This window comes from Actinosynnema sp. NPDC091369 (assembly GCF_044757065.1).
In the GTDB taxonomy this organism is placed as follows: domain Bacteria; phylum Actinomycetota; class Actinomycetes; order Mycobacteriales; family Pseudonocardiaceae; genus Actinosynnema.
Genome location: NZ_JBIVUG010000007.1, coordinates 171,804 through 184,812, shown reverse-complemented (window position 1 = coordinate 184,812; position 13,009 = coordinate 171,804). Strand labels below are relative to the sequence as shown.

The window sequence follows — 13,009 nt, the reverse complement described above, 5'->3', positions numbered from 1 at the left end:
AATGATCGACGACCCGGTCGCGGCGATGGCGGGCGAGGTCTCCGCGGGGGTGGCGGAGATGACCGACGCCATCACGGCGATGCTCACGGAGATCGACGTCGCCGGGCAGGCCGTCGTCGCCGCCCTGACCGCCGCGCTGGCGGGCACCCGGTACCCGACCGACCCGACCGGCGTGGCCGCGGCGGCCTCGGCCGGGCCGACCAACTGGGCGGCCTACAGCCACGAAGAGCTGTACCGGATGCTGCGGGAGCAGGCGGACGTGGGCGGCGTCAGCGAGATCGCCGCCGAGTGGGGTCGCCACGCCGACGCCCTGACCGGCCACGCCGAGACGTTGCGCGAGCAGCGCGCGGCGCTGACCGCCAACTGGCAGGGCCGGGCGGCGGAACGGGCGACCGAGCGGATCGACCAGCTGGCCGGGCTCGTCGGCGCCATCGGCGCGCGGGCCCGCCAGGTCCGGCAGGCCGCGCAGGACTCGGCGGACGCGCTCGCGCTCGCCCGGAACACCATGCCCCCGCCGCCCGGACAACCACCGCTGACCGCGGCGGGCGACGGCCCCGACGCGGTGCCGCCGCCCGGCGGCACCGCCGCGACCGGGAACGACGGCGTGGTGTTCGCGGTCGGGGCCGTGTTCACCGGCGGTACGAGCATGTTCGACGCCGACTTCCTCTCCGGCTCCGCCAAGTCGCGGGCCGAGGAGGTGATGCGCGGCTACGAGTCGAGCCTGCACGGCAGCGACGCGCTGATCACGCCGCCGGTCGAGGCCGCGGTGGGGCAGGGTGACCTGGGCGGCGTGACGACCGCGGCCGGCTCCACGCCGGGTGCTGCCGCTCCGGGCGTGCCCGGCGGTGGCGGTGGCAGCGCCGGCGGCGGCGTGCCGTGGTCCCAGCTCACCCACGGCGGGGCGCCCGACCACGGCGGCGCGACCGGTCGGCTCGCCGTCCCTCCCGGAGCCGGCACGCCTTCGCTGCTCAACGCCGTGCACCACCTCCAGGCGTCCGGTCGCGGGCCGGGCGGTGCCGTCGGCGCGGGGTTCGCGCCGTTCATGACGCCGATGACGAGGTCGGACGGCGACAGGGACCACAAGCGGCAGCAACCGAACGTCGTCCGGGGTCTGTTCGACGACGACCGGATCCCCAGCAAACCGATCATCGGCGAATGACCGGCCAGGCGCACGCACGGACAGGGGGAGACGACATGCCGGACGAGGACTCCGGGCGCGGCTACGTGGTCGCGCCCGAGGAGCTGAACGCGCTGGTCAAGACGCTCGGTGAGGTCGCGGACGCGGTCCGGGAGCTGCTGGCCTCCGCCGAGCGGCTCGGGCAGCGACCGCCGCTGCTGGGCACCTCGCCGTTCGCGCTGGTGCTGGCCGACCGGCTGCGCGCCACCGCGGGCGAGGTCGGGCTGACCGGCGAGCTGGGCGCCGCGGAACGCCACCTGCGGGACTACCACCGGTCGCTGGTCTCGGCGCTGTCCGGCTACGTGGACCTCGACGAGACCGTGTCGGCCACGCTGGACACCGCGACGACCGTGCTCGACGCGGCCAAGGACGTGGCGGGGAGGTTGCTCCCGTGATCGCGACCGAGCACCCGGTCGACGAGTTCGCCGGCCGCTCCCGCACCGCCCACCTCGGGCTCGCCGAGCTCGACCTGCTCACCACGCACGCCGGCGTGCGGATGCCGTACCCGGTGCGGGTGCCGTGCTACGGGCGGACGGCCGCGGAACGCGCCGCGGTGCTGGCCATGGCGGGCGCGACGCTGACCGCGCGCGGCCTCGCAGACGACACCGGGCCGCTCGGCGTGGCCGCCGAGCTGGTGGCAGCGCTGCGCGCCCGGCGGAGCACGGTCGACCTGGTCGTGACCGGGGTCGACGGCGGGCCGGTCGGCGTGCTGGCGCTGCGGCACGGGTCGGCGGCGCTGGTGTGCCGGCAGACGTTGACCCGCGGGCACGCCAACCCCGTGGCGGTCACCCGCCTGGCCTGGGACGAGCTGGCCGACGCGGTGTACCGGGACGTGCCCAGGCTGCCCGGCGCGCTCGTGGTGCCGATCTCGCTGGACGCCGGTGCCGTGGCCGCGGCGGGCCAGGCGCGGGGCGTCACGCGGGACGGGCTGCGGGCGACGACCGTGGCTGCCGGCGGTGATCCCGACGAGCTGGACCGGCTGGCCGACCTGCTGCCGGCGGTGACCGGCCGGGGACAGCTCGGCGGGACCGTCGCCGGCCGGCGCACCCACGAGCTGTCCTGGTTGGACGGTCCGTCCGGGCGGGTCCGGGTCGACCACGGCCGCGACGGGTGGGTGAGCGTGAACCCGCTGCACCCCAAGGACATCCACCGCTTCATCCACCAGCTCACCGGCGGTGGCGCGGAACCGGGAACAGGAGAGGAACGACAGTGAGCGCAGAGCAGTGGCTGGCCGACTACCAACGGGAGCTGGCCGGCGCGGTGGACGGCGCGGTGCGGGCGAACGCCCGGCTGCGCCAGGTCGGCGGGCACGCCGTCGCACCACGGGGCGAGGTCGAGGCGTGGGTCGGCGTGAGCGGCGCGCTGGAGCGGCTGCGGCTGACCGCGCACGCCCGCGCGCTCGAACCCGACGCGCTGGCCGACCTGATCGTGGCGACCGCCAAGGCGGCACAGCGGTCGGCCGCGGGGCAGATCACCGAGATCATGACCGACTTCGTCGGCCCGAGCGCGGCGCTGGACCTGGTCAAGGCGCACCTGCCGGCCGAGACCGCGGACACCGGCCGCCGTCCCCGCCGGTCCGCCGCGGACGAGGACGACTACTTCGAGAACCCGGAGGTACGAGGAGAATGAGCGGTTTCGACGTCGACGTCGAGCAGCTGCGGTGGCACGCCACCACGGTCGCCGGCATCGCAGACCAGCTGTCCGGGGTGTCCGGTCGCGCGCCCGACCGCGTGGCCGACGGCGCGCTCGGCAGCTTCGCCCAGTCCCTCACCGCCGGGTTGTCCGGCGCGGTCGGGCAGGCCAACGCCGCGATCGGCGCCGTGTCCGCCGCGGTGGACACGATGAGCGTCGGGATCCGCCGCACCGCCGACGGCTACCAGCGCACCGACGAGAACTCCGCCGACCACCTCGTCCGGGAGTACGACCGATGAGCGCCGACAAGACGACGACCCAGCTGCTGGCCGAGCTCGCCGAGGTGTCCACCGCGGTGCGCGACTCCCGGTGGTCCACCGGCCGGTTGGCCGGCCTGCCCGCACCGGCCGACTTCGGCGCGCTGATCTCGTCGCCCAACCCGCTGGCCACGTTGAGCAGCTCGGGTGTGGGGATGCTGACCCCGCACGTGTCGTTCCTGGCCAAGCCACTGGACCAGTTCCGCGGCGACTCGGGCGCGGTGAGCTCCCCGGTCCAGGGCATGGCGACCGCGGCCACGGACATCCGGGCGCTCGCCGACACCCTCCGCCAGACCGGCACCACCGAGACCAGCGGGTGGACCGGTGAGGCCGCGGACGAGCACCGGGTCACCAGCGCTCAGTTCGCCGAGGGCGTCACGGCGATCTCCGACGCGGCGAAGACTATCGCCGGCGCGATCTCGGGCGCGGGCGAGGAAGTGGTCAAGGCGCTCGCCGAGATCGTCCGGCTCATCGGCGAGGCGGTCGGCAAGATGGTCCCGGTGATGGCGGACGGCATCGCCCGCGCCCCGTTGACGATGGGCGCGAGCATTCCGGAGGCGATCGCGAAGTGCGTCGTCATCGCCAACGAGTGCGGCGCGGAGATCGCGAAGGTCATGGCCAACCTGCTGGCCAACGCCGCGAACCTGATGAAGCTCGTCACCATGGTGCTGACGATCGTGGACGCGGTCGTCCAGCTCCTCCAGAAGCTGGCCAAGCTCGCCCAGGGCAGCGGCGGCGACACGCCGGCCACCGGCGGCGCTTCACCGGAGTCGTTGGAACCGGGCGGGGGAACGGCCACCGACGAGGACCGACCCGCCGCCACCGACGACCCCGCGACCGAAGCCACCCCCACGTCCGCCGAAGCCGGCCAGGCGGCGACGTCCGCCGGAACCGACCCGACCGCCACGACGGCCGGCACGCCCGGCGACACCGACCGGCCCGCGTCGCTCCCCGCCGGCACCACGACCGCCGTCGGCGCGCCGTCCGCGCCGAGCACGCCGAGTCCCAGCCTCGGCCTGCCGTCCACCACCACGTCCTCCCTCGGCACGGGCACGACGCCGCTCGGCGGCGTGGCCCCGATGGCCGCCTGGTCCAACACCGGCACGTCGGGCGCCCGCACGCCGAACCGCCTGGCCGCCGGCGGCTCCACCGGCGTGGGCGCGCCGAAGGAACAGGCCGCGAACCAACCGTCCACCGCCACCACCGGTGGCGGCACCTCGTCGGCCGGGATGCCGATGATGCCGCTGTCCATGCCCCTCGCCGCCCGGGGCGCGGGCGCCGACGACACCGACCACCAGCGCCGCTACGAGGTCAACGCCGACGGTGACACGTTCGCGGCCGGTGACCGGGGTGTCGTGGGCGACGCCGGCGTCATCGGTGGCCCCGCCGCGCCGGAGGCCGACGAGTGGCCCGTCCAGGCGCCGCCCGCGCCGCAGGAGGCCGAGCCGCGTCCGGCCAAGGTGGTCTGGCGGTTGGGCGAGAACGGCGCGCTCGAGGCGACGCCGGTGTCCGAGCCGCCCCAGAACCGGTGACCCGTCCACGCCAGGAGAGCAGCGCATGTCGTTCCAGACCAACCTCGAATCGCTCAACAACGTCGCCCGGAAGGACCTCCGCGACCTGTCCTACACCTATGCGGTGTTGGCCAACGACGCGCGCAACACGAACCTGGCCGACGGCAACATGGCCGCCGACCCGCCGGTCAGCGGTGACGGCGGGGCCTTCGCGACGAGCTGGGCGAGCCTGCGCGAGGAGGTCGTCAAGGTCCTGGACGCCTGCGCGGGCAACGCGGTCGTGATCGGGAAGGCCATGGAGCACGTGGTCGACACCTACGCCGCCACCGACGCCCGGATCGCGGACGCGATGGCCCGCCAGACCGAATCGCTGAACCACACCCCGGCCTGACCGGGCTGAGCCGGACACCGCAAGACCACGAGGAGCCGACCATGACCTTCCACACCCAAGACGAGCTGCGCAGACTCGGCAAGGACGTTGCCGACGCGGCGCGGGCCGCCGTGCTGCGCGAGCAGGAGATGAAACTGCTCGGCCTGGGCGGCGGCAATCCTCTCGACCTGTTTCCCGACACGGACTTCTACCTGGACTACCCGGACCTGTTCGAGAGCTTCGCCACCCCGGACCCGAAGGAGATGCGTCGAGCCCTGAACACGCTCGGCCGCACGTCGTTCGCGCTCAAGCACGACTTCCCGGCCCTCAACCCGGGAGGGAGCGAGGTCCCGGTGCCGGACATCAGCGGCGGGATCGGGGAACTGGCCGGCAAGGACACGCCGATGCAGATCTCGCAGAACATCGACCACAAGATCCGGGGCTGGCACGGCCACGCCAAGGACGCCTTCCAGGAGAAGGTCCTCACGAAGTTCGAGGAGAAGGTCGACAACCAGGTCGTGGCGGTCAACCTGCTGGCGGCGTCCCTGTCGATGCACATGCACCTGCGCAAGAAGCTCAACGAGGACGTCTGGAACGTCGGCCAGAAGTCGATCGAGGCGTTCAACAAGGTGGCGAAGGTCGGCTTCGGTGACGCCGCCCAGGTGGTCCTGCTCGTCGGCATCGCCGCGGCGACCGCGTGGACCGTCTGGGGCGGCGTGGCCGCGGGCGGGCTGGCCGCGGTCTCGGCGAAGGACGCCGCGTCGGTGGTGGCGGGGTTCAACAACATCCGGGTGAGCCCGCAGGTCTCGCGGGTCATCAGCCACGACAGCCCGAACAAGGCCGACTCCGACATGAAGAGCCTCCTCAGCGAGGCGGCCAAGTCCTACCACGACCAGGAGCAGGACATCGTCGCCGCGATCAACCACCTCGGGGCGGGGTTGAAGGACCCGGCCACCCACTCCCTGTTCGTGTTCCCGGCCCCGCCCGCGGTCGACGCGCTGGACGAGCAGGGGAACAACCTGCCGACGCTCGACTCCGAGTTCACGCCGGACCGGTGACCCGCTCCGGCCCGGAGGGGCCGGCCGAACCCCCACCGGGTGAGGAGGAACCTTGAACGACATCACGGTCGACCCGGACAGCCTCGCGGGCTTCCCGTCGGACCTCCAGGACCTCGGGACGAACTCCTCGGCGAACGCGTCGCGCCTGCTGGCGGGCGTGTGCCTCGCCCCGGGATCGGCAGGGCTCATGGCCACCCTCGCACCGTCGTTCGACCGGTTCCGGGCCTCGATGTCCGCGGCGGGGCGAGCCGACCTCACCGCGGTCGGCCGCCTCGCCGCGGACATCGCCTCGGCGGCGGCCACGTACCGGTCGACCGACGACACGTCGGCCCGGGCGATCTCGACGGCGGGGTCCGACCTCCTCGGCGGATCGCGACCACCCGGCTCCGCCGAGCACGGGGTCAGCCGGTTCGGTGGGTGGCAACTGCCCAGCCTGCCGGAGGTGCCGGAGCACCCGTACGCGGTGCGCCGGGTGGTCGAGGCCGCCATCGAGCAGATCGCGGTCTACGACGAGCGGTTCGACGAGGCGATCGGTGTCAGACCGGTCGCGGACCACCTCTCCGAGGTGGTGGCCGACTGGGAGGCGCTGCGCGCCGTCGGCAAGCGGATCGGCCTGCTCGGGATCAACGACCACATCACCTCGGAGAACATCGTCAACGGCAGCACGTGGTTGCGCGGCGGTTGGTCGGGGGACGCATCGCGGGCGTTCGGGGGCAGCGCGGACGACCTCGGTCGGTCCCTCGCCGAGCGAGGCGACCTGCTCGACCGCGCGGCGAAGGTCGTGGAGAGCGGCGGTGCCTGCCTCGAACGGTTGGCCCACAACCAGGCGGTGGGCCTGACCAGCGCGGTCCTGCGGCCGATGACCTACTTCGGCGCCACCTTCCCGCTCGGTGCGTGGGTGCCGCACATCCACAAGCCGATCGACCAGGCGATGAGGTCGGAGATCGTCTCGGCGGCCGACGCCCTGGAGGAGTCGGCGCGGTCGCGGCACAGCGAGATGGCAGCGGTCGTCCAGCGGATCGCCGAAGTCCTGGACCGACTGCCCGCGGGCACGCCTCCGTCGTTCACCGAGGACGACTTCCGGATCGCGGACAAGGTCGTGGCCGACCCGGGTGTGCGCAGGTACGGGTTCGGCGACAACACCTGGTGGGAGGAGGGGATCGACTTCGCCGGGTGAGGGGGACGAGAACGGAACAAGCCGCACCCGTGCGATGGAGGAGGTCTGTCATGGCGCCGCGAATCCCCGGAATGCCACCACCGCCACCCGTGGACCCCGGGCAGGGGACGCACGGTTCACAACCGCTCTACAGCCGACTCGACGACCTGGCGTTCCTGGACACCGCGGTGAAGATGAAAGTCGCGGCGGCCGCGGCGGGCCTGCCCAACGCCAGTCGCCACCTGTCCCACTACCTGGGCAACACGGGCGACGACCTGACACTCGAACCGGACCGGATCGCCGACGCGGAGCCGGGGCTGAAGGCGCACGTCGACCTCATCGTCACCGCTGTCGCGCAGCGGATCGCGGGGGACGTGGCCGCGAACAACGGCTACGGGCAACCCGTTCCGTTCCAGTCGGAGTGGTACGGGTACGAGTGCACCACCATGGACTGGTTCCTGGCGATAGGCGCGGTGCACGTGTCGGTGAGCGGGGTGGTCGCGGTGCACGTCCCGAACCCGGAGGGCGCCGTACCCCGCATCACCCTCGACTACCGCAGCCACCTGTACGACCGCTACAACTGGGACGGGGACAAGGCGACCACGATCGCCGAGATGACCTTCACCGATCGTGAGATGGGCGGCCTGCACACGGCGGGCTTGGCCAGGGAGTTCACCATGTACGGCTCGTCGGAGGTCAAGCACCACGAAGGTGCGCTCCCGGTCAGCGCCCCTCCCGGCCTGCCGACGGGTCCCGGTCGGTGAGGCCCGGGTCGGCGAGGTGGGCCTGGAGGCGGGCGTGGCGGAACTGGTAGTAGGGGCCGGACTGGCGCAGCACGCCGCGCCGGCACGCGTCCTCCAGGAACGCCACGACCGCCCAGGGCAGTCGACCGGTGAGCGGCAGCCAGATCCGGGCGAACACCAGCCAGTGGCCCCACGGGGTCATGCCGAGCACGTAGCCGGCGGCGCCGGCGATCGCGCTGACCAGGCCGGCCGCCAGCACCAGTGACGGCGCCCAGTCGAGGTCGACCCCGAACGGGCGGCCGACGTCCAGCGCGTCCACCACCTCGGCTGCGGCCACGATGAAGCAGGCGAACAACGGCGCGAGCACCAGCACCGGCCAGGCCAGCAGCGCGCGGTTGGCCCGGATCAGGTCGGGGGGCCGGCTGGCCGAGGTGAGGTCCACCGGTGTCTCGATCATGCCGAGGACCCGGAACACCAGCCCGACCCCGACGGCGTAGACGATCCCGAACGCCGCCGCGTCGAAGACCCAGGTGCCGAGCGCCGCCGCGGAGCGGGTGGTCACCACGTCGAGCAGCCGGTGCGCCGTGCCGAGGCACACCCCGAACACGAAGCCGCACAGGGTGCCCAACCGCAGCCGGCTCCTGGTCGCCGCGTCGAGCCGCCGGCGACCACCCCGCACGCTGATCCGGAGGTACAACGGCGCGGGCACCCCGCGGCCGACCGTCACCGCGTAGCTGATCACCATGAGCACCGCGCCCAGGAAGCCGATCAGCAGGCCGGAGAGGAACCAGGGACTGGCGCCGATCCGCACCCCGAACGCGCCCGCGACCCCTTCCACCAGCCAGTCGACCACCCCGGCCGTGACGCCCGCGAACAACCCGAGCACGAGGGTCCGCGACCGGCGGCCCAACGCGGTGCCGAACTCCCACCAGGCGAGGTCGGTGGTGCGCCGCCGGCTCAGGTGCGCGGCCAGGAAGCGCAGCCACCGCGTGGCCTCCTCGACCGACCAGCGCTGGTCCAGCCCCACGGCCCGGTCCAGCGGCTGGCGCCGGTACGCGGTCGGCACGAAACCGGCCAGCAGGTGGTCGGCGACGCTCTCCGCGGTGGGGAACCGCCCGGCGTCCAGCAGCTCGGCCGGGTCGTGCCCGGTCGTGTCGCTGTAGTTGGCGCGGGCGAGACCGACCACGAGCGGGGTGCCGAGCGCACCGGCCGCCGGGTGGTCCGGCCGTTCGGCCAGCTCCCGCAGCACCGGGTCCCAGACCGTCGCGACGTCGCCCGCGGTCCGGCGCGCGGTGCGCGGCAGGTAGTCGGCGAGGTCCGCGACGGTGAGGTCGGCCAGCTCGACGGCCGCCGCGCCGCGCAGCACCCGGGAGGCCGTGACGGCGTCCCGGTACTCGTCCGGCCTGCTGGTCAGCACCAGCGGCAGCACGGTCTGGTTGAGCGCGACGAGGGCCGACCGGTGCAGCCCGTCGGCGATCTCGTCGAAGCCGTCGAGCACCGGCAGGATCCGGCCGCTCTCGATCAGCCGGGCGGCGAGCGTCGAACCGCTGCGGCTCGGCCGCGCCAGGCCGGGGTAGTGCCGGGTCAGCTCGGCGACCAGCCACTCGTGCAGGGACGTCCGGAGCGGGTGCCACGAGCCGATGCCGAGCACGACCGGGACCGCGCCGGCCGCGGTCGACGGGTTGAGCAGGTCCAGCACGAGCCGCACGGCGAGCATGCTCTTGCCCGCGCCCGCCCGGCCGAGCACGACGAGCCGCCCGGACGGGACGCGCCGGTAGCAGGCCACGATCCCGTCCAGCGCGCCGGCGAGGTCGGACGGCGCGTCCGGGTCGGTCAGCTCCGCGCCGGCCGAGCGCCAGCGCAGCGGCATCGGGCCGGGGTCGTGGATCCGCCGCCGGTTCTCCTCCTGCTGCCAGCGCGCCCGCACCACGTCGGCCAGTTCGTCGGCCGCTTCGATCAGCTCGCGCTCGTTCGCCGTCACGTACCGCCCGGGCCGCACCGCCGCCGCGGCGAGCACCGCGGGGGAGTCCGGTGTGGAGGGTTCGTCGGGCGGCGCGGCCCGGCCCACGGTGGCCAGCAGGGTCGCGTGCTCCGCGGGGGACAGCGCCAGCGCGTCCGCCAACTGGCGCACCGTGCTCAGCTGCGGGTTCGCCCGCGCCTCCGTCTCGAACCGCCGGACCGTGCGCACCGCGACCCCCGACCGCACGGCCAGTTCGTCCTGCGTCAACCCGGCTTCCCGGCGGAACTGGCGCAGCAACGAGCCGAACCGGTCTGCCACCTCGACACCCCCGACCATCGATCACCTTCGACGACCCAACGTAGCGAAGGAGGGACCGGTTGTATCCGCAAAAACACCTCTTCGACGTGAACAACGGGTGCACGGCCGCCGCATCCTGCCGGTGCCCGCGGTTGCGGACACCCGTAGACCCGGTTGCTCCCCAGTGCTGACAGCACTGGTCCGGGCCGGTGAATCGCGGGTGGCGTCCTGCGGGACGGGTGGCACTCTGGCCCACTGTGCCGCGACCGGGCCCGTCGGACCGGGTCGCACCCGTCGACGAAGGGCTTGTGCGGTGCTGAGAACCGTTCGCGCGTTACTCGCCGTGCTCGTGATGACAACCGCGGTCGTGTCCTGGTCCGGAGCCGGCAGTGCCGGGGCCGCCGGGTGGACCTTGACCACGGCGCAGCGGCAGGCGTACCTGTACCACTACGCGCCGCTGATCTTCAAGCGCGGCGACGAGAACAACAGCCAGGAGGGCACCGACTGGTTGTCGAACTACGACTTCGACCGCAACGGGCGGTTCTCCGACAACCGGGTGAACTGGCGCACCGTCAACCAGTACGTGCAGGGCGCGAACGCGCACTGGCGCATCCGCCCGACGCTCTACAGCGCGCTGCTCGAGTACGCGGAGAACGGGACGAAGAACCTCGTCCTGCTGTACCACGTCTACAACGCGGCGGACAAGGACATGGACCAGATCCACGACTGGGAACGCGTCGAGATCGTGCTGCGCGGCGTCACCGGGAACCCCGGTACCGGGGAGAGCGTCGCCTACGCCACGGTGACCACCCACCACGAGCACATCATGCGCCGCTCCGCCGACAGCGCCGTGCAGTTCATGACGACGGCCACGGGCAAGCACTTGATGCTGTGGCAGGCGGACGGCAGCGGAGCCCTGCCCACCACCACGCGCGGCCACGAGCTCCGGTTCGCCACCACGCCGTGGAGCACCGTCGCGTCGGCCCTGAACGGCACCGGCAAGGCCGAGGTGGACATCAACAACGACAGCAAGAAGAACGTCCACTACGTGTTCGTCCCGGAAGCCTCGTCGACCGCCGTCTCCACGTGGGGCGCGCAGGCCGTCACCTCCGCCTCGGCCCCGGCCCTGGCCAGCCGGCTCGACAACGGCGACTCCACGGCGTGGCGGTCGGTCAAGCGCGTCACCTACGAGCTCCAGGACCTGGCCGACGTCCTGCCGACGCACTGGCAGAACTGGCAGCTGCACTGGCGCGACACCAAGACCAGCGATGTGCTGCTGGAGTCCCCGGTGACGTCGGAAGCGGGACAGGCGGAGGTACCCGCCGGCCTCCAGCGCTTCTACACGGCCTCGCTGGACATCGGCGCGGGCGACCTCACCGACGGCCGCGAGGGCATCCCGTCCAAGAGCTGGCTGTACGGCGCGTACTCGGGTGAGGCGAACGCCGACGACAGCGCGAGCTCCGACGACTTCGGCGGGTACGAAGGGCTCGGCCTCGACAGCTACGGCCGCAGCAGGGGCGTGGTCAGCGGCGACCTCTCCTCGCACAACGCGTACTGGCGCCAGCACGACTTCTTCGTCCACACCGGCGTCGTCGACACCGCGGACCGGCGTGAGGCGGGCACCTGGCTCCCCGCCCAGTGGCACCTGGCCGCCAACGGCGGCTTCGACGGCCGCTGGACCCAGCTCTTCGACGACCGCCCCTGACCACGACCGGGGCTTCCCGTCCCGCGGGTGTGGCGTCCGCGGGACGGGAAGCCTACGGGTTGCCGTTCTGGCTGATGGCGGTGTTGCACTGGAAGTAGGACTCCCAATAGCGGAAGATCGTGTTCCTGCGGCTCAGCTTCACCCCGTTGACGTCGACGAACCAGGCTTGCCGGTTCTCGACCCTGTCGCTGATGATCGACCCGTAGGGAAGCGCGTTGACGAAGTTGTCGCCGACCCGGTATTCCGCCTGGCGTCCGGATCGAGCAGTCCAAGCCGTAGATCCGCACGCACCACCCGACGCCGTGACGGACTGCGGTCTACCCCTGCGGTGGTCGGACATGCCCGGCCGACGAACGCTGCATCCCATCGGGTGACGCGTCGTGCGCCCTCGGCTGAAGGCCGGAGGTTCGACCAGGGACGCGCCGGTTCCTGTCCGCGCACGTCCTGCCGGTGACGTTTCCCGTCACCGGCAGGACGAGCACGCGGTCAGTCCCGTGCCTGCATGCACTCCAGCCAGGACGCGGTCGTGACGACGACTTCCACCGCGGCGGTTTCGGTCACCGTTCCGTCCGACACCCAGATCTTGCCGTCGTACACGTCGGTCGGCACCGATGACGGACCGCCCAGCGAGATCCACCCGTTGATCGTGACCGCGCCGTCGTCGGGATCGGGGTGGTTGGACCCCGGCGCGAGGTGGCCCTCCGTGGCGGTCCACCCCGGGGGCAGGCCGTGCACCCCGAAGCCGAGGCTCGTGGACCAGGTCCCGGTCACCGCGAAGATGAAGTAGGACCTGTGGGTCCCGCCCGAGGTGTGCTGGACGCACATCCGCTGGGCGTCGCCGAAGTCCTCCAAGTGCCACGTGTGGGCCTGCGGCTCGACCTCCGCCGACGCGACGGCGGACGAGCCGACCAGGGGCAGCAGCAGCGCCGCGGCGAGAATGAGCGCCGATCCGGCGGCCCGAAGAATCGCTTTCACGGAAAACCCCTCCTGGAACCAGCGTGGAAGTGGTCCGGTCGAAGCTAGCGACCGCATCTCAGCGTCCACTGATATTCCACCCGGCGTGGCCTGCGCTTTTGTTCGGAG

14 protein-coding genes are annotated in these 13,009 nt (G+C 72.8%); 11 read left to right on the top strand and 3 right to left on the bottom strand.

Features of this window, described 5'->3' with window-relative positions:
- Position 1: 1 nt before the first annotated feature.
- Genes ACIQMJ_RS26920 through ACIQMJ_RS26875 form a run of 10 tightly spaced genes read left to right on the top strand, consistent with a single transcriptional unit; the run spans position 2 to position 7,985 of the window.
- A complete protein-coding gene (locus ACIQMJ_RS26920; RefSeq protein ID WP_499763769.1) occupies positions 2-1,159 on the top strand; it encodes a WXG100 family type VII secretion target in 1,158 nt (385 codons plus the stop codon).
- 35 nt (positions 1,160-1,194) lie between these two features.
- Positions 1,195-1,572, top strand: coding sequence for a hypothetical protein (locus tag ACIQMJ_RS26915; protein WP_499763768.1), 378 nt, complete (start codon positions 1,195-1,197; stop codon positions 1,570-1,572).
- Positions 1,569-2,390 carry an ESX secretion-associated protein EspG gene (locus ACIQMJ_RS26910; protein WP_499763767.1) on the top strand — a complete coding sequence of 274 codons (822 nt, stop codon included), beginning with the start codon at positions 1,569-1,571 and terminating at the stop codon, positions 2,388-2,390. The genes ACIQMJ_RS26915 and ACIQMJ_RS26910 overlap by 4 nt, the downstream gene beginning before the upstream one ends.
- On the top strand, positions 2,387-2,806 hold the full coding sequence (locus ACIQMJ_RS26905; RefSeq protein ID WP_499763766.1) for a YbaB/EbfC family nucleoid-associated protein: 420 nt from the start codon (positions 2,387-2,389) through the stop codon (positions 2,804-2,806). The genes ACIQMJ_RS26910 and ACIQMJ_RS26905 overlap by 4 nt, the downstream gene beginning before the upstream one ends.
- Complete coding sequence (locus tag ACIQMJ_RS26900) at positions 2,803-3,108, top strand: type VII secretion target (RefSeq protein WP_499763765.1); 306 nt, start codon at positions 2,803-2,805, stop codon at positions 3,106-3,108. The genes ACIQMJ_RS26905 and ACIQMJ_RS26900 overlap by 4 nt, the downstream gene beginning before the upstream one ends.
- Complete coding sequence (locus tag ACIQMJ_RS26895) at positions 3,105-4,658, top strand: WXG100 family type VII secretion target (RefSeq protein WP_499763764.1); 1,554 nt, start codon at positions 3,105-3,107, stop codon at positions 4,656-4,658. The genes ACIQMJ_RS26900 and ACIQMJ_RS26895 overlap by 4 nt, the downstream gene beginning before the upstream one ends.
- A 25-nt stretch (positions 4,659-4,683) precedes the next feature.
- Positions 4,684-5,028: a hypothetical protein gene (locus tag ACIQMJ_RS26890; protein ID WP_499763763.1), complete on the top strand. Its 345-nt coding sequence runs from the start codon at positions 4,684-4,686 to the stop codon at positions 5,026-5,028.
- A gap of 41 nt (positions 5,029-5,069) precedes the next feature.
- Positions 5,070-6,065, top strand: coding sequence for a hypothetical protein (locus ACIQMJ_RS26885; RefSeq protein ID WP_499763762.1), 996 nt, complete (start codon positions 5,070-5,072; stop codon positions 6,063-6,065).
- Positions 6,066-6,117: 52 nt separating this feature from the next.
- Positions 6,118-7,242, top strand: a complete 1,125-nt coding sequence (locus tag ACIQMJ_RS26880; protein WP_499763761.1) for a WXG100 family type VII secretion target — start codon at positions 6,118-6,120, stop codon at positions 7,240-7,242.
- A 50-nt stretch (positions 7,243-7,292) separates the two neighbouring features.
- Complete coding sequence (locus ACIQMJ_RS26875; RefSeq protein WP_499763760.1) at positions 7,293-7,985, top strand: hypothetical protein; 693 nt, start codon at positions 7,293-7,295, stop codon at positions 7,983-7,985.
- On the opposite strand, the gene ACIQMJ_RS26870 is transcribed toward ACIQMJ_RS26875, so the two are convergent.
- Complete coding sequence (locus tag ACIQMJ_RS26870; protein ID WP_499763759.1) at positions 7,945-10,260, bottom strand: NACHT domain-containing protein; 2,316 nt, start codon at positions 10,258-10,260, stop codon at positions 7,945-7,947. The genes ACIQMJ_RS26875 and ACIQMJ_RS26870 overlap by 41 nt on opposite strands.
- A 328-nt stretch (positions 10,261-10,588) precedes the next feature.
- Here ACIQMJ_RS26870 and ACIQMJ_RS26865 point away from each other — a divergent pair, with 328 nt between their 5' ends.
- Positions 10,589-11,926, top strand: coding sequence for a hypothetical protein (locus ACIQMJ_RS26865; RefSeq protein WP_499763758.1), 1,338 nt, complete (start codon positions 10,589-10,591; stop codon positions 11,924-11,926).
- A 52-nt stretch (positions 11,927-11,978) separates the two neighbouring features.
- Here ACIQMJ_RS26865 and ACIQMJ_RS26860 read toward each other — a convergent pair whose 3' ends face one another.
- Positions 11,979-12,266: a hypothetical protein gene (locus ACIQMJ_RS26860; protein ID WP_499763757.1), complete on the bottom strand. Its 288-nt coding sequence runs from the start codon at positions 12,264-12,266 to the stop codon at positions 11,979-11,981.
- A 146-nt stretch (positions 12,267-12,412) separates the two neighbouring features.
- Positions 12,413-12,901, bottom strand: a complete 489-nt coding sequence (locus ACIQMJ_RS26855) for a DUF5980 family protein (RefSeq protein ID WP_499763756.1) — start codon at positions 12,899-12,901, stop codon at positions 12,413-12,415.
- Positions 12,902-13,009 lie beyond the last annotated feature (108 nt).